We start from the raw sequence: 18780 nt of genomic DNA, 5'->3' as shown, positions 1-18780 counted from the left end.
GACTCGGACAGCGGCGGAAAACAAAAGAAAACGCCGCAGGTCAAAACCTGCAGCGTCCTCATATAGACGGAGCGATGCTTAGAAACCGCCAACGAAGGCAGTACCAACAATAATCAACAGGATAAATAAAACAACGATCAAAGCGAAAGAGCTGACTCCTGAATATCCTGACATGAGCTTCACCTCCATATTGTCTATACCATACAATATGTAAAAGAAGCTGCTTTGTAAGGGATATTAGTGGACAAGAGAAAAAAGAGGCGGTGTCCTATGAGAGTAAGACTCCGGCAAAAAATTCGTCATACAGTGCCCGCACCGCGTGTCTTTCCTGTTCTTCTTTCACTCCGAACATCATACTGACTTCCGATGACCCTTGATTGATCATCTCGATGTTGACGCCGGCTTCCGACAGTGCTTTGGATGCCCTGGCGGTTGTGCCGACATTATGGCGCATCGCTTCCCCGACGACCATAATCAGCGCCAGATTATGCCTGACTGTGACCTCATCTGCTTGAAGTTCCTGCTTCAGACGGGTGACGAGCCTGTGTTCCAGTTCTGAGTCCATCTGATTGTGCCGGAGGATGATCGTGATGTCGTCAATGCCGGATGGAACGTGTTCATACGTCAATCCTTCTTCCTCCAAAATGTGAAGGGCTTTGCGGCCGAAACCGATTTCCCGGTTCATTAAATATTTGCTTATGTAAATGCTGCAAAAGCCCGTGTCGCTTGCGATGCCGATGACTGGCCCGTTCGTATTGTCACGGCTGCTGACGACGCGTGTTCCTTTCGCATCCGGATTATTCGTATTCTTAATCTGAACGGGGATGCCGGCCCGAAATGCGGGAATCAGCGCTTCATCATGAAAAACGGAAAATCCGGCATAGGAGAGCTCACGCATTTCCCGATACGTCAGTTCGTTAATTTCTTTCGGATGCCGCACGATTGACGGGTTGACGGAATAGACGGCGTCCACATCAGTAAAGTTTTCGTACAGGTCGGCTTTTAAGCCGCTGGCGAGAATGGAGCCGGTAATATCAGAACCGCTCCGGGAAAACGTCACAATCTCATGTTCCTTCGTGTAACCGAAGAATCCCGGAAAAATGATCAAGCCTTCACGGTTTCTCAGGCGGTACAAATGATCATAAGACTCAGGGAGCACCTGCGCGCTTCCGGGTTCATTCGTCACAAACAGCCCCGCTTCTTTCGGACTTACATATTCCGCTTTCACGCCCTGGCGCCGGAAGTAGGCTGCGATCAGCTTCGCGTTGTTGTCCTCGCCGCTCGCCTTCACCGCATCCATATATTGTTCGGGATTGGTTTTACAGCTGTTTAAGAGAGCGAATAGGTCACTGCGAATTCTTTCTATAATAGAGAAATCCAGGTTCAGCTCACGCGCGATGGCGGCGTACCGCTCAATGACCGTTTCGGCAAGCTCGGGCGCTGCACCTTTTTGTAAATAATGCTCCGCACAGCGGATTAACAGATCCGTCACCTTTGTATCGTCCGAGAAGCGTTTTCCCGGTGCCGATACGACGACGGCTTTCCGCGCGGGATCAGCCGTCACGATTTGAAACACTTTCTCAAGCTGGGCTCCTGACGCAAGAGAGCTGCCTCCGAATTTTACAACTTTCATGATTTACATCCCCTAATATTTAAATTTTCTCACAAATTTAATTTTTATTATCTCTCTTTCAAACATGTAAATCAAGGATTTTTTCTACGTGGGGAGAACATTTGTATTTACATGGAGGAATTTTTCCTCTGTTTGTCAGATTTGTTTCCCTCAAGCGTGTCATCATGTGCAAAAAATGATAAGCAGCCAAATGAAGGTTATAGAAAATCCTGCAAATTCTTGATAGACTGATTGTAAGACAATTTAGTGTACGGCCCGCGGATGACCGCTTTTGAAAGCAAAACTGTATTGACTGCGCTTGGAAAGATGATAAGATTATAATTGTCGTTGATAATGATAATCATTACGAGTGGGATATATGGGAGTTGTTTGGCAATCAGTCATACCGTTTGTGATGGGTGCAGGGAGGCAGCATGAAGCTACGTTACTTACTTTTGCTACTGGCGGTTTTGGCGTGTACTTCTATATTTATCGGTGTAGAAGATTTGTCGCCGCTGGATATTTTTCATTTAAATAAAGAACAGGCAGGTACATTGTTTGACAGCCGGCTGCCGCGTTTGGTGAGCATTATCATCGCCGGCATGAGCCTGAGCATCTGCGGATTAATCATGCAGCAGATCAGCCGGAATAAATTTGTATCGCCGACGACTGCGGGAACGATGGACTGGGCAAGGCTCGGAATTTTGATTTCATTAATGCTTTTTACATCAGCCAGTCCGCTTGTGAAAATGTCTATCGCTTTCGTTTTCGCGTTGGCGGGAAATTTCCTGTTCATGAAAATTCTCGAGAGGATCAAGTTTAATGATGCGATTTTTATTCCTCTCGTCGGTTTAATGCTTGGGAATATCGTCAGTTCAGTCGCCACGTTTATCGCATATAAATACGACCTGATCCAAAACCTGTCGTCCTGGCTGCAGGGGGATTTCTCACTGGTCGTCAAAGGCCGGTATGAGCTTTTATATCTGAGTATCCCGCTGGTGATCATCGCTTATGTGTATGCGGATAAATTTACGGTGGCGGGAATGGGAGAGAGCTTTTCCGTCAATCTCGGCCTAAAATACAAACGCGTCGTCAATATCGGTCTGATTATCGTGTCGCTCATCGCTTCACTGGTGATCCTGACCGTCGGGATGCTGCCGTTTCTTGGTTTGATCATTCCCAATATGGTGTCGATTTACAAAGGGGACAACCTGAGGAGCAGCCTGCCTCACACCGCTCTGCTGGGCGCTGTTTTTGTGCTGTTTTGCGACATTTTGGGAAGGGTGATCATCTTCCCGTACGAAATTTCCATCGGCCTGATGGTCGGTGTTATCGGCAGCGGCATCTTCCTGTATATGCTGTTAAGGAGAAAAGCATATGAGTCATAATAAAAAAATTACGCTGCTGGCGGCGCTCGCCATGATATGTATCGGATTCTTCCTGTTCTACGGACTGGGCAATTGGGAATACTCCCTGCCGAGACGATGCTTCAAAGTGCTTGCCATGATGCTCACCGGAGGAGCGATCGCGTTTTCAACGGTCATCTTCCAGACGATTACAAATAACCGCATACTGACACCGGGCATTTTAGGCCTCGATTCCCTGTATATGCTCATTCAGACCGTCATCGTGTTCCTGTTCGGTTCAATGAATATCGTCATGATGAACAAAAATCTTAATTTCGTCATCTCCGTCGGGCTGATGGTGCTCTTGTCACTCGTTTTGTACCAGCTCATGTTTAAAGGCGAGGGGCGGAACGTGTTTTTCCTTCTGCTTGTCGGCGTCGTGTTCGGCACGCTGTTCAACAGTCTGTCATCCTTTATGCAGATGCTGATTGATCCGAATGAGTTCCAGGTTGTTCAGGACAAAATGTTTGCCAGCTTTAACAATATCAACACCGATCTTTTATGGTTTGCCGGTGCTGTCTTTCTTCTGACAGGCATTTATGTCTGGCGGTTCACGCGGTTTTTTGACGTGCTGTCCCTCGGCAGGGAGCACGCCGTCAACCTGGGGATTGATTACGATAAGCTTGTGAAACAGATGCTCATTGTCGTCGCCATTCTTGTGTCTGTCTCTACGGCTCTTGTCGGGCCGATTATGTTTTTAGGACTGCTTGTCGTCAATCTGGCGAGAGAGTTTTTAAAAACCTACAGGCACACGTATTTAATCGCGGGTTCTGTCCTGATCAGCATCGTCGCGCTCGTCGGGGGCCAGTTCGTCGTGGAGAAAGTGTTCACATTTTCCACGACGCTGAGCGTCATCATTAATTTTGCCGGCGGGATTTATTTTATCTATCTGCTGTTAAAGGAGAATAAATCATGGTAGAGGTCAGAAATGTAAGCAAACAATACGGAGGGAAAACCGTCCTTGAGAAAACGTCTCTATCCATTCAAAAGGGCAGGCTCACCTCATTTATCGGTCCGAACGGCGCGGGGAAAAGCACGCTGCTGTCTATCATGAGCCGGCTGATTAAGACGGATTCCGGGGAAATCACGGTCGACGGGCAAGAGATCGGGGCCTGCAAAAGCAACGATCTGGCAAAAAAAATCAGCATCTTGAAGCAGACGAACCAAATCAATATCAGACTGACAATTAAAGACCTGGTCAGCTTCGGCAGATTTCCGTATTCCCAAGGGAAACTGACGGATGAAGATTGGGTGCATATCAACCAGGCCCTCAGTTATATGAAGCTGGATGATTTAAAGGATAAATACCTCGATCAGCTCAGCGGAGGCCAGTGTCAGAGGGCGTTTATCGCGATGATCATCGCTCAGGATACGGACTATATTTTTCTCGATGAGCCGCTGAACAATTTAGATATGAAGCATTCCGTTGAAATGATGAAGCTGTTGAAGCGGCTTGTGGAAGACTTCGGAAAAACGGTCGTCGTAGTGATTCACGATATCAACTTCGCATCCGTGTATTCAGACCATATCGTCGCACTGAAAAACGGACGGATCGTCAAAGAAGGGCCGGCGGAGGAGATCATTGAAACCTCCGTGCTTGAAGATATTTATGATATGACCATCCCGATTCAAGAGATTGACAGTCAGCGGATCGGTGTGTACTTTTCTTAAAAACCAGATGAGGTGAAAATCATGAAAAAATTCGCATTGCTATTCATTGCGCTCGTTACGATTTTTGTTGTTTCTGCATGCGGAAACGGGGACAAAACATCAGGCAAATCAAAAGAAACAATCACAATCAAAGATGATCTGAACAAAGAAGGAGTCAAAGTGCCGAAGAATCCGAAAAAAGTCGTCGTATTCAACTTCGGAATGCTGGACACGATGGATGAACTCGGTTTACAGGATCACGTGGCGGGGCTTCCGAAACAAAACCTTCCAAAATACTTATCTTCATATAATAGTGATAAATACGCCAATACCGGCGGTTTAAAAGAACCGGATTTTGAAAAAGTCGCGGATATTGATCCGGATTTAATCATTATCGCCCACAGACAATCTGATTCTTATAAAGAGTTCTCAAAAATCGCGCCGACGATTTATCTTGATGATGACTATACAAACTACGTTGACAGATTCAAGCAAAACACCGAAGTGATCGGCAAAATCTTCAACAAAGAAAATGAAGTGAAAGATAAGCTTGCGAAAATTGACAAATCCATTGCCGATCTGAAGAAAAAGACAAGCAGCACGGATAAAAACGGGTTAGTGGTGATGGCGAACGACGGCAAAATCAGCGCGTTCGGATCTAAATCAAGATACGGCTTCATTCATGATGTGTTCGGCGTCAAACCGGCTGACAAAAACATCGAAGCCTCATTGCACGGACAAAGCATTTCCTATGAATATATCGCCAAAACAAACCCTGATTACATGTTTGTCGTTGACCGCGGAACAGCGATCGGCACAAAATCTTCAACAAAACAAGTGGTTGAAAATGATTATGTAAAATCGGTGAAAGCTGTGAAAAACAACCATGTTGTCTACCTTGATTCAGCTACATGGTATTTATCAGGAGGCGGCCTGGAATCCATGGCTCAGATGGTGAAAGAAGTAAAAGACGGAATCGAGAAGTAAAAAAAGAACCCGGTCACATACGTGATCGGGTTCTTTTTGGTTTACCGCGTAACGGCCTGCTGCTGCTCGGGCTGACGCGGTTTTTTCTTTAATGTAAAAGATAAGAGGAAGCCGGCCAGCGCGATGCAGGCGGCTACGACAAATGCCGCATTCATGCCGTGCAGGGCGGCGTTTCCCGGAGTTGACGCATTGGCGTGTGCGGCCTGGCTGCTCATCACGGAAACTAAAAGCGCCGTACCGATAGAACCCCCGACTTGGCGGACGGTATTGTTCATGGCTGTGCCGTGCGGAATTAAGTGGCGCGGCAGGGCGTTGATTCCCGCTGTCGTCACCGGCATCATAATCATGGCTGTTCCCAAAAGCCGCGCGGTATAAACGACGACAATCCAAATGAGAGACGTCGAGTCTGTCAGATTCATAAACGGAAGGGACGTGAGCAGGATGATGAAGAATCCGGTCATCGCAAGGCCTTTTCCGCCGATTCTGTCAAACACCCGGCCGATAAACGGAGACATCATTCCCATCACAATCGCGCCCGGCAAAAGCATTAATCCGGTATCAAACGCGGATACGCCCCGGACTTTTTGCGTGTAAAGCGGGAGAATGGTTTCTGTTCCGATCAGCAGCGCGAAGACAAGCGTTCCGAGCAGGGTGGTCAGGCTGAAAATCCCGAAAGAAAACACGCGGAATTCCAGCATCGGTTTTTTGAGCTTCATCTGTCTTGCGATAAAGAAAATCAGCGCGGCCGCTCCGACAAGCAGCGAAGTCAGCACTTCAGCACTGGTCCACCCTGATGAACCGGCGCTTGAGAAGCCGTAAAGCAGGCCGCCGAATCCGAGGGTCGATAAGATCACGGATAAAATATCAATCTGTGTTTCTCGTAATGTCGTGACGTTTTTCATCAGAATAATCGCTAAAAGCAAATCGATGACCGCGATCGGGAAGATAATATAAAACAAAGACCGCCAAGAGAATGCTTCGACCGCCCATCCGGAAAGCGTCGGGCCGATCGCCGGCGCGAACGAAATAACCAAGCCGACCATACCCATGGCGCGGCCGCGCTTTTCCATCGGGAAAATCGTGAGAAATACCGTCTGCATGAGAGGCAGCATAATCCCGGCGCCGGCCGCCTGAATAATCCGGGCCGTTAAGAGCACCGGAAAATTCGGGGCGAATGCGCCGACAATGGTGCCCGCCGTGAAAATACTCATGGCGGAAATCAAGAGGGTGCGGCTCGTAAATTTCTCTATTAAAAATGCGGTAATCGGAATCAAAATCCCGTTCGTCAGCATAAACGATGTTGTCAGCCATTGTGCTTTGTTGGCGTCTATATTGAAGTCATTCATAATGTGCGGCAGCGCCGTGATAAGCAGTGTCTGGTTCAAAATGGCGACGAACGCTCCCGCCAAAAGAATCCCGACAATGACAGAGCGTTTGTATGGTGCAGTTTCAATACTCTTATTCAAGCTGATTCCTTCTTTCTTTATAGTTTGAGCAATGTTTTAACGGCTGCAAGCGGCTGGTGCAGCGGTCCGGCCTGCTCCAAATAACCGATGAGCGCTTTTATAAGAAAATCCCGCGGCTGTTTGTCCGCTGATTCTTTCTCCAGCATAGCCGCCGCGGAAGCGAGTCCTGCGACGTCATATTTTTCCTCCGGAAGGACTGAGACCGCTTCTTTCAGTTCCTTCAGGCTTTCAGCCAGCAATACGGTTTTGTCTTTCGGCTCAAATGAGGAAGCGGAGGCGATATAAAGGTCAATCATCTCCTGAGGCAATGCGGTTTCGGTTGTCCTGTTTTCGACGATGAGATTGAGATGGCGGATGATAAACTCCGTGAGCGGCTCCAGGGCGAGCGGTTCTTTTTCCAGCTTAATCAGCGTGATGCATTCTCTCAGGAGCCCCTGCAGGACGATCACCAGCTCCCATACATAAGGAATAATGTCTTCGCCGTACGTCTGAATCAGTGAATCGCGATGCCAGCAGATAAAGGTGGAGCGGGCTCTGTGGATATGCCGCTTTACCCGCTCATTAATGGAAGAGGGGCTTCCGTACATCAGCATATTAAAAAACTGCTGATTGCGCCTGAAGCCTTCAAGCTCAGCCATCAGTTTTTTGGCAAACCGTTCCTCAGGGGAGAGGCTTGTTTCTTCATTCAATAATGAAGCGGCGGCTACCATCTGTTTCTGGTTAAAATCGAGCAGCTCCAGGAGCAGGTCTTCCTTTGATTCAAACAGCTTATATAAAGATGCTTTGGAGACTTTGCACTCCTCTGCGATCGCCTGCATCGAAACCGACGAAAAGCTTTTCCCGGAAAAAAGCTTCCTTGCCGCCAGCAGAATATCCGTTTTCTTATCATTCATAAGCCCAGATTCCTTCTTTCGTCACAATAGAAAACCCATCGGTTCACAGAAAACCAATGAGTATATGATGAAAATATTAACAAAAATTTTTACATAGTGTCAACGCTTTTGTTTGAGAAATAGAAAAAACCTGCCGGAGTGTTCCGGCAGGCTGATACGTTTATTTATCCGTCTTAAATCCTTGTTTTTCAAGCATTTCACGAATGTGAGGATAATAAACCTGCTTATAGTAGGAAGTGATACCTTGTGACCAGTTTCTTGTTTCCTGTCCGTCGGTGCGTTTTTTCATGTATTCGGACATCTGCTTGTCATAGGCCTCGATATGGGTTCTTAAATCTTCTTCTTGATACGTTTCATGATGCAGAACGGCTGCTTGCGGCAGACGCGGTTTTTTCGCGGAGCGGTCTGCCGGATGGCCGATGACGAGACCGGAAACCGGGAAAACGTATTTCGGAAGTTTCAGCAATTCAATGAGTTCGTCCGGCTTGCCGCGCACGGCGCCGATCGGCACAGTGCCGAGTCCCATTGATTCAGCCGCAGCCGTTGCCGTACCCAGCGCAATCCCGACATCTACGGCTCCGACTAGAACGGACTCTAAACCGTTCGTGATCTCAAGCGGTGTATCATTATATTCTTCAAGCGCAATTTTGGCGCGGTTAAAATCAGCGCAGAATAAAAGGAAAACCGGCGCTTGGTCAATCCACGGCTGGCCGCCCGCCAATTCGGATATTTTTTTCTTCCGTTCCTTATCTTTCACCGCGATAACGGTAAATTGCTGACCGTTAATGGAAGTCGGCGCTGCCTGAGCGGCTTGGATGATAAGATCCAGCTGTTCATCCGATACGGTTTCATCTGTGTAGCTGCGGATGGAACGGTGGTCTGTTAATAATTGAAGGACTTCGTTCATGTCATTCATCCTTTCGTTACTCTGACAGTTCTGTGCGGACGACGTCAAGCGGCGCACTCAGCACTTCTTTCGCTTTTGCCACGAATCCTTGGAAATGGTCAGTTGCGTTATGGAATTTCATCGCTTCTTCATCTTTCCATTGTTCAAGCATGACGAATGTATTCTCCTCACCGACTTTTTCGAAAAGATCGTATTGCACATTTCCTTCTTCCGCGCGTGAATGCTGAAGAAGTGATTGCGCTTCTCCTAAAAATTCCTCGCGTTTATCCGCTTTTACTTTCATGTAAGCCTGTAAGACGATCATTGTTATTCCTCCTGATTGGGTTAATTTGTTATAGTTCGAATATTATCGAACTAACTGTAACATGTTTCATTGCGAAAGGTAAAGGAAAAACCCTCACCGCCTAAATTGTCACCCGCCGCTTTTATGTGTTACATTTGACTCATGAACATTCCAAACCATCCTGAAACCGAACGCTTACAGCTGACAAAGGTTCTTCATGCTCTGAGTGATCCGCTCCGCTTAGAGCTGGTCAAACAATTGGCGGAAACAACAGAAAAAACGTGCGGAACCTGCGCTGATGTCCGGGTCGCTAAATCAACGCTGTCCCATCACTTCAAAGTGCTGCGGGAAGCGGGGATCGCCCAAGTGCGCATAGACGGGAAGCACCGTTATTATTCCCTGCGCAAAGATGATTTACAAGCGGTGTTTCCCGGCCTGCTGGAGGCGATTTTGCAGACAGAACCGGACCGCTGGTAAATAAGTCCCCGAATTCCGGGGGTTTTTTTATGCGCCGAAAACTGCCCGGTAAAGCCTGAGGACGCCTTCTTGAATATCGCTCTCCTTCAGACGGGCGAACCCCAGGATAAGCTGCGGTTTGTTTGAATCGCCTCCCGCTTTCAGACGGAACCGGCTCATCGCAAACAGATCGAGCTGTTCTGCATCCGCCCGTGCCAATATCTCTTTTTCTGAACGGGCGCAGTCAAACTCCGTGACAAAATGAAGCCCCGCATTGGCGCCCTTTACACTTATTCTTTCTCCGAATGTTTCTTCCAAAGCCGAAATGAGGCGTTCCCGCATGTTCTTATAATGCTGCTTCATCTTTTTAATATGTTTCTGATATTCACCTGAATCGATAAATTCTTTCAGCGCGAGCTGGGCAAGCGTACTGCACGTATGCAGGTCATACGTTCTCTCTTTGAACGTCCGCAAAAGCCCGGGCGGCAGAACCATATAGCTGATGCGCAGACCTGGGAAAAGGGATTTTGAAAAGGTCCCCATGTAGATGACATTTTGAAACCGATCAAGGCTTTGAAGCGCCGGTATCGTATCGGCGTCATATTTAAATTCACTGTCATAATCATCTTCAATGATGAAGCGGCCGTTCTGTTCGGCGGCCCAGTTTAAAAGCTGAATCCGCCGGGAAGCCGGCATGATCACGCCTGAGGGGAATTGATGGGAAGGCGTGGTGATCAATACAGAGGGCCGGCGCTTTTCGATTTCGGCCATGGACATGCCTTTCTCATCAAGGCCGATCGTTGCTGTCTTTTTCCCGAGGTTTTGCAGCAGCCGGTACATCCTCATATATCCCGGGTTCTCCATGGCGTAGAGCGCGTCTTTTGGCAGCAGTTCCGTCAGCAGCTGCACCAGCATTTGCGTGCCCGCCCCGAGCACGATTTGTTCCGGGCGGCATGTAACGCCCCTTGTCAGGGAAATAAGCCGCGAAATTGTTTCACGGACTTCATATAAACCTTGCGGATGGACGAGTTCACCGAGTGTATGAAATGAACGGGCGGCTGCTTTATGCTCACAGCGGAACCAGCTTTTCAGGGGGAAATGCGCCGTATCCACGCTCATATGAGAAAACGAAATCCAGCCGCTTTTATCCGTCTCCCGCTCTTTCAAATCATCCGGCAATAGGAGCGAAGGCGCTTCTTCATGATAAACCGTATCAATTTCCTCCACGAAAAAACCTTTTCTTTCGACCGCATATAAATAACCTTCCGAAAGCAGCTGCTGATAAGCTGAATTCACTGAATTCACGCTGACCTTCAGCGTCTCGGCAAGCTCCCGTTTAGACGGCACCTTTGTATGAGGCATCAGGCTGCGCTTCAAAACGGCCGCTTTTATGTGCTGATAGATCTGCTGATAGATATAATCCGCCGTTTCCGAATGATCAATGGAAATCGTCAGCATCCAGACCCTGCCCCTTTCTGATACCATGGATAAATTGATTTTGGTACTTTTCATCATACCAAAAAGAAGTCAGAATGATAAGAAAACAATGCAGGGGGATGGAATCTATGAGCCAAACAGCATCATCAGAAGTGACAACTGCCCAGTGGCAGCAAAAACGGGATCAATTCGTTTCCAAGGGGGTCGGCAACGGAAACCGCGGCATGGCGGTAAAAGGGGAAGGGGCGCTTTTGTACGATTTGGACGGCAGACGATTCATTGATTTTGCCGGAGCGATCGGAACGCTGAATGTCGGCCATTCCCATCCGAAAGTGGTGGAGGCCGTGAAGAAACAGGCGGAGGATCTGATTCACCCGGGTTTTAACGTTATGATGTATCCGTCTTATATTGAGCTGGCCGAAAAACTTTGCGCCCTTGCGCCGGGAGATCATGCGAAAAAAGCGATTTTTCTCAATTCGGGGGCGGAAGCGGTGGAAAACGCCGTGAAAATCGCGAGAAAATATACGAAGCGCCAGGCTGTCGTGTCATTTACAAGAGGGTTCCACGGCCGCACGAACATGACGATGAGCATGACGAGCAAGGTGAAGCCTTATAAATACGGTTTCGGCCCATTTGCCTCAGAGGTGTATCAGGCGCCGTTTCCTTACTATTATCAAAAGCCGGCCGGCATGAGCGACGAGCAGTATGACGACTTTATCATCAGCGCTTTTGAGGATTTCTTTATCGCCGCAGTTGCACCGGAAACCGTCGCCTGTGTCGTAATGGAGCCGGTTCAGGGAGAAGGCGGCTTCATCATTCCGTCAAAACGTTTCGTCCAGCACGTCGCCGCTTTTTGTAAAAAACACGGCATTGTTTTTGTAGCGGATGAGATTCAGACCGGTTTTGCCAGAACGGGAACGTATTTTGCGATTGAACATTTCGGAGCCGTTCCGGATTTGATCACCGTTTCCAAATCACTTGCGGCCGGATTGCCGCTGAGCGGCGTCATCGGCCGGGCGGAAATGCTTGATGCCGCCGCGCCGGGTGAACTCGGGGGCACATATGCGGGAAGCCCGCTCGGCTGTGCGGCTGCGCTTGCGGTCTTGGATATTATTGAAGAAGAAGGGCTGAATCAGCGTTCCGAGGAGATCGGCCGGATCATTGAGCATCAAGCGCTCGAGTGGAAAAAAGAGCATGCCTGCATCGGAGAAGTGCGCAGACTCGGCGCGATGGCGGCCATCGAAATTGTCAAAGATCCGGACACGCGGGAACCGGACAAAGCAAAAGCCGCGGCGATCGCTAAAACGGCGAACGAGAACGGGCTGCTGCTGCTGACGGCCGGCATAAATGGCAACATTATCAGATTCCTGACGCCGCTTGTCGTGACGGATGAGCAGCTCAAAGAAGGCCTTTCCATTATCGAAGCAGCTCTGTGAGTTCAATTATTGGAATGCCGGCGGATGTGTCTGCTATCATGAAAGTATAGATACATCAACAAGCATTCAATGGCTTTACTATAGCAGAGAAAGGAATGTTCAATATGCCAGAACAATTAACAGTGTACAACCCGGCAACGGGAGAGGCGATCGAAAGCATCCCCCAGCAGACGGCCGAAGATGTTGAAAAAGCGATTGAACGTTCACATCAAGCGTTTCAATCATGGTCCAAAACATCAGCGGGAGAACGTGCCTCACTTTTGAGAAAATGGTATGAGCTGATTGTTGAAAATAAAGAAGAACTTGCGGAATTAATTACGAAAGAAAACGGCAAACCGTACGAAGAAGCGGTCGGAGAAGTTTTATACGGCGCCGGCTATATTGAATGGTTCGCCGAAGAAGCAAAACGGATTTACGGCAGAACCGTACCTGCGCCGACAACGGGCAAACGGATTGTCGTCACCCGTCAGGCGGTCGGCCCGGTAGCCGCAATCACGCCGTGGAATTTCCCAAATGCGATGATTACAAGAAAAGCCGCGCCGGCTTTGGCAGCAGGCTGTACGTTCATCATCAAACCGGCGGAGGATACGCCGCTTTCCGCTTACGCCCTTGCGCGTCTCGCATATGAAGCGGGAATTCCGAAGGACGTGATGCAAGTGGTGATCGGTGACGGAGCCGAAATCGGAAACGTCTTTACCAGCAGCCCGAAAATCCGTAAAATTACCTTCACCGGCTCAACGCCTGTCGGCAAAATCCTGATGAAAAACAGCGCCGACACCGTAAAACATATGTCAATGGAGCTTGGCGGACATGCGCCGCTGATCGTGGATGAAGACGCTGATCTTGATCTGGCGGTAGCCCAAACAATGGCCTCTAAATTCAGAAACGCCGGCCAAACTTGCGTCTGTGCGAACCGGCTGATCGTACACGAATCCGTGAAAGACGAGTTTGCGAAAAAACTGAGTGAAGAAGCTGCGAAACTCAAAGTCGGAAACGGTCTTGAAAAAGGCGTAAACGTCGGCCCTGTCATCAACAAAAAAGGCTTCGATAAAATCGTCGGCCAAATTAATGACGCCGTGGAAAAAGGCGCAAAAGTGCTGACGGGCGGAACGTATGACCAAAACGATGAAAAAGGATGCTATTTCGTGACGCCGACCGTGCTTTCAAATGTAGATACATCCATGAACATCATGCATGAAGAAACATTCGGCCCGGTTGCGCCGATCGTTACGTTCTCAGATATTGATGAAGCGATCAAGCTTGCGAACGATACGCCGTTCGGGCTTGCGGCTTATTTCTTCACAGAAAACTACCGCCGCGGCATTTATATTTCTGAACAGCTTGAATACGGCATCATCGGCTGGAATGACGGCGGTCCGTCCGCGGTTCAAGCGCCGTTCGGAGGAATGAAAGAAAGCGGCATCGGCCGTGAAGGCGGTACGGAAGGCATTGAACCGTACCTGGAAACCAAATACATGTCTATCGGACTTTAATGAGCCGAAAAGAAAGCCCCGCTACTAAGCGGGGCTGTTTTTATTGAGCGGTCTGCCGGTGAATATCGCCGGCAGGCTTTTTTGATCTTGCGGGAATAATCGGTTCGATTCCAGACAAAATAACAGCAAATACGATTGAAAGAAGGTCGCCATCATGGATATATTACTGGCTCTTCTCCCGGCTTTATTTTGGGGGAGCATCGTGTTATTTAACGTTAAATTAGGCGGCGGGCCTTACAGCCAGACGCTGGGAACGACAATCGGGGCGCTCATCGTTTCGTTTGTGCTGTATCTGTTTGTCCACCCGGTGCTGTCTGGGCGCATTTTTATTGTCGGCATCATCTCGGGGCTGTTTTGGTCGCTCGGCCAAAGCAATCAGCTTAAAAGCATACAGCTGATGGGCGTTTCAAAAACGATGCCGATATCAACGGGAATGCAGCTCGTCTCGACTTCTTTGTTCGGTGTGATCGTATTCAAAGAATGGTCAACCCCGATCGCGATTACGCTGGGTATTCTCGCCCTTATTTTTATCATCATCGGGATTGTGCTCACATCTTTAGAAGATAAAAAGGGGCGGGCGGACGGAGAACCGGGAAACTTAAAAAAAGGCATTGTCATCCTGCTGATCTCCACGCTCGGTTATTTGGTCTATGTCGTCGTCGCCCGGCTGTTCGGCGTATCCGGATGGTCAGCGCTTCTGCCGCAGGCAATCGGGATGGTCATCGGCGGACTGCTCCTGACGTACAAGCATAAACCGTTTAATAAGTACGCCCTCAAGAACATTCTGCCGGGAATCATCTGGGCGCTCGGGAATATGTTTCTGTTCATCTCACAGCCGCGCGTCGGAGTTGCGACAAGTTTTTCCCTTTCTCAAATGGGAATCGTCATCAGCACGCTCGGCGGAATCTTCATTCTCCGTGAGAGCAAAACGAAGCGTCAGCTGGTCGCGATTGCCATCGGGATTATCCTGATCATTGTGGCCGCGGTATTCTTAGGCGTTGCGAAATCAAATTCATAACATATGCAGGAGGTTTGAACATGTACACGGATTTAAAGGGAAAAGTCGTTGCCATTACGGGAGCTTCATCAGGATTAGGAAAAGCGATGGCGATCCGCTTCGGACAGGAGCAGGCGAAAGTCGTGGTTAACTACTATAGTAATGAAAAAGACGCCCAAACCGTTAAAGAAGAGATTCAAAAAGCGGGAGGCGAAGCGGTCATCGTTCAAGGAGACGTCACAAAAGAAGAAGATGTCAAAAACATCGTGCAGACCGCGGTGAAGGAATTCGGCACATTGGATGTCATGATCAATAACGCCGGCATGGAAAATCCGGTTCAGTCACATGAAATGCCGCTTAAAGACTGGAACAAAGTCATCAATACCAATCTGACCGGCGCTTTCTTAGGAAGCCGCGAAGCCATTAAATATTACGTAGAGAATGATATTCAAGGAAACGTCATTAACATGTCAAGCGTACATGAAATGATTCCATGGCCGCTGTTTGTTCACTACGCGGCGAGTAAGGGCGGCATCAAATTGATGACGGAAACGCTGGCGCTTGAGTACGCGCCGAAGCGCATCCGTGTTAACAATATCGGACCGGGAGCCATCAATACGCCGATCAACGCGGAAAAATTTGCGGATCCCGTTCAGAGAAAAGATGTGGAAAGCATGATTCCGATGGGATATATCGGTGAGCCGGAAGAAATCGCGGCTGTCGCCGTCTGGCTTGCTTCGAAGGAATCAAGCTACGTGACCGGCATTACGCTGTTTGCTGACGGAGGAATGACCAAATATCCGTCATTCCAGGCAGGCCGCGGATAAGAAAAAAAGCGATCGCAGGCTCTTTAGAGCCGGATCGCTTTTTGCTTACGCGCGTTTTTTCTTTACAAGCGCCGCGATGGAAAGGATAATCGCCGCAGCTGACAGAACGATGGCCGCAATATCAAGCGCTGATACGCCGGATTTGCTTTCTTCGTTTGACTGTTCAGCTCCGTGCGCATCCGTCACGCTGGCCGATTTCGTGATTTTCGTAATCGAGTGGGGCGTGTCGGCTTTCTCATCACCCGTCCATTCTACAATGCTGCCGTCTTTGTAATATTGGTAAGCGTCCCAAGCGGCATCTCCGCTCTTTTCAGGATTTTTCGCAACGAACGTGAACTGCTGGAATTGGCCGGGCTGAATGCCGCCGTCCTTTGCTTCCCAAGTGACGGAGACCGCTTTGTCATCATGTTTGGATACGGATGTTTTCCAGCCCGGAATCGGCTGATATTGCTGAAATTCAACGCCGGCGGGCATTTTCAGCACGACTTTCGTTGTCGGCTCATTCTTTTCCACAGGCACTTTCATCGTGTATGTTTCCCAAGAACCGGCCGCGGATTCCGCGGGTTTGACTGAGACGTGGGCGCTTGCTGTCGCCGTAAAACCGACGAGTGACAGGGTCACGGCGGATATGAATAATAAAGCCTTTTTTTTCAACATGAGATACACTCCTTAGTTTGTCGTTGAGAATATTTGGTTGATTTCATTAAAATCGTTTGTCAGCCCGTGGACTTTGATCTTCCAGTTTCCCTTTTCGGTGATGGACAGGTTGGCGGCTTCAAATGTGCCTTCCTTCGTCTTCTTCAAATCAAAGGTGCTTTCATGCTGTTTGCCGCTGAAGCCCGTCTGGTAAACAGTGACCGTAAATTGCTGAATGTCTTTTACCAAGCTGCCGTTGTGATCGGTGACAATGACTTGAAATTCATTTTTACCCGGCTGGTTCGGCGTAATGTGCAAGGACAGGGTTTCCCCGTTTCCGATCGTTTCTGAGCCGTTAAAAGGCAATGGCGCAGGCGGCGGCGGACTGGGCAGGCTTGTGAAGACGGCGGTTGTAAATAACACCGCAATGCCTAGTGCCCATTCGGCCTTTATCGTTGCGCTGATGCTCCTTTTTCTGCTGAACTTCGTCATCCATACGTGAACGGCGCCGAGCACAAGCACGATGACAAACAGTCCGATTTTCAAAAGGAGCGTCTTACCGTAAGCAGTGTGAAAGAGTGAATCAAACGTGCGGATAATGAAAAATCCGTTCAGCACGCCTGAAAATAACAGCACACCGACAGAGGCGAACGCCCAAGGAGAAAACCGTCTGACCGTTTCCCAAGCGATGGTTTTATCGGGTTTTCTCCACTCTGATGAAAGAAGCAGCACAAGCGCGGCGATACCGCCCATCCATACAGACGCGGCCGATAAATGGAGAAAGTCCATCGCGATGCCGACCGCTTTTTCGTCGATAACCGCCGCATGCCCGGCGAATGCTTTTGCCAAAAGCGAAGCGAAGAAGAATAACAGCGGCGCCGTCCAGTACGCAAATGACCGGAATGCTTTCTTCTTCAACAGCGGGATCATGGACAGGGCGAGCAGGATAAATAAGCTGATCTGGATCATCCAGACGTACCCGCCTGCCGTTTTCAGAAGCGTTTCTTTTACATAGTCCGGCTGAAACGCGGCGCTCCAAGCGCCGCCCGCGTTTTCTTTCGTCTGGATCGGGAGCTGGCAGATAAGCGCGAGCCCCGTTAAACATAAAGAAATCACGAGCAGCTTTACAGTTCGTTTTGCTTTTGATGAATCTTTATTATTTCTGTACCAAAACAGATGGAAAAAAGCCGTGCCGATAAACAGGGAGAGAGCGGTGTACAAAATACCGCGGTCGATGGCCGCTTCGGGATGAAGCGCCGCTTGCGATGATGTCTGCTCCTGAAGTTCTCCGCCGGCTTTTCCGATACTGAAAGGGATGACGCCGGATACCGGATGTCCGTCGGCCGATACCGCGTTCCATTCCGCTCTGTAAATATCATGCGGCAGATTATTTTTCAATGCCGCGGTCATGATGCGGGCATTATTTTTTTGAATCACCGTTTTGCCCGCGTCAACCCGTTCGCCGGATGAATTATAGACCTTAATGGAGTGGAATCCTTCTTCAATCTGTTCATTAAACTCAATTTCAATCTGCTTCGGCGCTTGTTTTAATTCGCTGTTCTCACCCGGATTTGAGTTTGTGATGTAGGCGTGGGCGAAGCTTGTTTTCGGAATCAAAACAAGGAACAGCAAAAAGATGAGCCAGCGTTTGTTCTGTCTCATGGATGATGACACCGCCTTCCGGTTGGTTGTTGTTATGTCTTGCTGCAGGTGCATCCCTTCTGCCTGTCGTGTAAGATGATGTCCGCCGCCTCGTCAAAGGTGCAAATGACCCCGCCGAATCCTTTTTGAAACCGTTCTGCGTAATCAAGCGTTGAGAAGGGAATCGCCTGAGGCCGGCAGCAGTGAAGGTCAATATCGGCATGGACTAAAAAGTATGCGGAAGCGGCCGTCAGCGTCGTCTGGAGAAGAAAATCTTTACAAATGACATGGGACACTTCTTCCTTTTTATCCTCATACCGCAAAATCGCGCAATGAATGCAGCACATCTGCTCAACGGCTTGTGAAACGGTAATAAGCTGAACAGAATACGAATGCTGAATCGGCCGCAGGCAATAGCCGCATTGATTGGCGCTTCGTTCTGAAGCGGGAGGGAGCGTAATGCCGCCGGGTGTCCGGATAATCCGGTTTGCATCCGCCAGCTGATTGACGTCTCTGTACACGGTCATCTCGGAGACGCCGAATCTCTCGCTTATGTCAGAGATTTTCAGCGCGCCCTCTTCTTTCAGCCATTCAAGCAAGGTTTGCTGTCTGTGAATCGGAAGCAATTCTGCATCCTCCTTTTTATACGAATG

The 18780-nt window shown here is 48.9% G+C and carries 19 protein-coding genes; 9 read left to right on the top strand and 10 right to left on the bottom strand.

Translation table 11 applies throughout. The features are described from left to right. Window positions 1-78: 78 nt before the first annotated feature. Together ACWHAR_RS15950 and ACWHAR_RS15945 are read right to left on the bottom strand one after the other, a co-directional pair. On the bottom strand, window positions 79-189 hold the full coding sequence (locus ACWHAR_RS15950) for a YjcZ family sporulation protein (protein ID WP_369878517.1): 111 nt from the start codon (window positions 187-189) through the stop codon (window positions 79-81). Window positions 190-268: 79 nt separating this feature from the next. Next, a complete protein-coding gene (locus ACWHAR_RS15945; RefSeq protein ID WP_007609394.1) occupies window positions 269-1633 on the bottom strand; it encodes an aspartate kinase in 1365 nt (454 codons plus the stop codon). 413 nt (window positions 1634-2046) lie between these two features. Here ACWHAR_RS15945 and ACWHAR_RS15940 point away from each other — a divergent pair, with 413 nt between their 5' ends. The 4 genes from ACWHAR_RS15940 to ACWHAR_RS15925 are packed head-to-tail and all read left to right on the top strand — an operon-like array spanning window position 2047 to window position 5655. After that, complete coding sequence (locus tag ACWHAR_RS15940) at window positions 2047-3000, top strand: ABC transporter permease (RefSeq protein ID WP_032872883.1); 954 nt, start codon at window positions 2047-2049, stop codon at window positions 2998-3000. Beyond that, a complete protein-coding gene (locus ACWHAR_RS15935; protein ID WP_014416905.1) occupies window positions 2990-3937 on the top strand; it encodes an iron chelate uptake ABC transporter family permease subunit in 948 nt (315 codons plus the stop codon). The genes ACWHAR_RS15940 and ACWHAR_RS15935 overlap by 11 nt, the downstream gene beginning before the upstream one ends. Beyond that, window positions 3931-4689, top strand: a complete 759-nt coding sequence (locus ACWHAR_RS15930; protein WP_007609404.1) for an iron ABC transporter ATP-binding protein — start codon at window positions 3931-3933, stop codon at window positions 4687-4689. Before ACWHAR_RS15935 ends, ACWHAR_RS15930 begins: the two co-directional genes overlap by 7 nt. Window positions 4690-4710: 21 nt before the next feature. Next, window positions 4711-5655, top strand: a complete 945-nt coding sequence (locus ACWHAR_RS15925; RefSeq protein WP_003156329.1) for a siderophore ABC transporter substrate-binding protein — start codon at window positions 4711-4713, stop codon at window positions 5653-5655. Window positions 5656-5696: 41 nt separating this feature from the next. On the opposite strand, the gene ACWHAR_RS15920 is transcribed toward ACWHAR_RS15925, so the two are convergent. The 4 genes from ACWHAR_RS15920 to ACWHAR_RS15905 form a co-directional block, all read right to left on the bottom strand. Further along, on the bottom strand, window positions 5697-7121 hold the full coding sequence (locus tag ACWHAR_RS15920; RefSeq protein WP_045555063.1) for an MDR family MFS transporter: 1425 nt from the start codon (window positions 7119-7121) through the stop codon (window positions 5697-5699). Window positions 7122-7138: 17 nt separating this feature from the next. Then, a complete protein-coding gene (locus ACWHAR_RS15915) occupies window positions 7139-8014 on the bottom strand; it encodes a TetR/AcrR family transcriptional regulator (RefSeq protein ID WP_032872887.1) in 876 nt (291 codons plus the stop codon). Between the two features lie 160 nt (window positions 8015-8174). Further along, entirely contained in the window at window positions 8175-8921 is a 747-nt protein-coding gene (gene nfsA, locus ACWHAR_RS15910) for an oxygen-insensitive NADPH nitroreductase (protein ID WP_032872890.1), read from the bottom strand. A 16-nt stretch (window positions 8922-8937) separates the two neighbouring features. Beyond that, window positions 8938-9225 carry a putative quinol monooxygenase gene (locus tag ACWHAR_RS15905; RefSeq protein ID WP_032872892.1) on the bottom strand — a complete coding sequence of 96 codons (288 nt, stop codon included), beginning with the start codon at window positions 9223-9225 and terminating at the stop codon, window positions 8938-8940. 141 nt (window positions 9226-9366) lie between these two features. Between ACWHAR_RS15905 and ACWHAR_RS15900 the strand changes: the two genes are divergently transcribed. Beyond that, on the top strand, window positions 9367-9681 hold the full coding sequence (locus ACWHAR_RS15900; protein ID WP_032872895.1) for an ArsR/SmtB family transcription factor: 315 nt from the start codon (window positions 9367-9369) through the stop codon (window positions 9679-9681). A 27-nt stretch (window positions 9682-9708) separates the two neighbouring features. On the opposite strand, the gene gabR is transcribed toward ACWHAR_RS15900, so the two are convergent. Continuing rightward, a complete protein-coding gene (gabR, locus tag ACWHAR_RS15895; RefSeq protein WP_032872897.1) occupies window positions 9709-11118 on the bottom strand; it encodes a MocR-like transcriptional regulator GabR in 1410 nt (469 codons plus the stop codon). A gap of 107 nt (window positions 11119-11225) precedes the next feature. Between gabR and gabT the strand changes: the two genes are divergently transcribed. The 4 genes from gabT (at window position 11226) to gdh (ending at window position 15850) form a co-directional block, all read left to right on the top strand. Then, the gene (gene gabT / locus ACWHAR_RS15890) at window positions 11226-12533 is read left to right on the top strand and encodes a 4-aminobutyrate--2-oxoglutarate transaminase (protein WP_032872899.1); all 1308 of its coding nucleotides are present in this window, start codon (window positions 11226-11228) and stop codon (window positions 12531-12533) included. Window positions 12534-12637: 104 nt separating this feature from the next. Beyond that, window positions 12638-14026 carry a succinate-semialdehyde dehydrogenase gene (gabD, locus tag ACWHAR_RS15885; protein ID WP_032872902.1) on the top strand — a complete coding sequence of 463 codons (1389 nt, stop codon included), beginning with the start codon at window positions 12638-12640 and terminating at the stop codon, window positions 14024-14026. A gap of 154 nt (window positions 14027-14180) precedes the next feature. Beyond that, the gene (locus ACWHAR_RS15880; RefSeq protein WP_003156317.1) at window positions 14181-15044 is read left to right on the top strand and encodes a RhaT/GlcU family sugar-proton symporter; all 864 of its coding nucleotides are present in this window, start codon (window positions 14181-14183) and stop codon (window positions 15042-15044) included. A 20-nt stretch (window positions 15045-15064) separates the two neighbouring features. Next, window positions 15065-15850: a glucose 1-dehydrogenase gene (gdh, locus tag ACWHAR_RS15875; RefSeq protein WP_007609424.1), complete on the top strand. Its 786-nt coding sequence runs from the start codon at window positions 15065-15067 to the stop codon at window positions 15848-15850. Window positions 15851-15895: 45 nt separating this feature from the next. On the opposite strand, the gene ACWHAR_RS15870 is transcribed toward gdh, so the two are convergent. From ACWHAR_RS15870 to ACWHAR_RS15860, 3 genes are read right to left on the bottom strand one after another with little or no spacing between them, the layout of a single operon-like run. Then, window positions 15896-16507, bottom strand: coding sequence for a YcnI family copper-binding membrane protein (locus tag ACWHAR_RS15870; RefSeq protein ID WP_007410287.1), 612 nt, complete (start codon window positions 16505-16507; stop codon window positions 15896-15898). 12 nt (window positions 16508-16519) lie between these two features. Then, window positions 16520-18148, bottom strand: a complete 1629-nt coding sequence (locus tag ACWHAR_RS15865; RefSeq protein WP_032873155.1) for a copper resistance CopC/CopD family protein — start codon at window positions 18146-18148, stop codon at window positions 16520-16522. A gap of 32 nt (window positions 18149-18180) precedes the next feature. Continuing rightward, a complete protein-coding gene (locus ACWHAR_RS15860; RefSeq protein WP_007609432.1) occupies window positions 18181-18753 on the bottom strand; it encodes a DeoR family transcriptional regulator in 573 nt (190 codons plus the stop codon). Window positions 18754-18780: the final 27 nt, after the last annotated feature.

It is taken from the genome of Bacillus sp. LR--39 (assembly GCF_053613335.1).
Note: the sequence above shows the minus strand (reverse complement) of the source record. Positions and strands in the feature narration are given on the sequence as shown.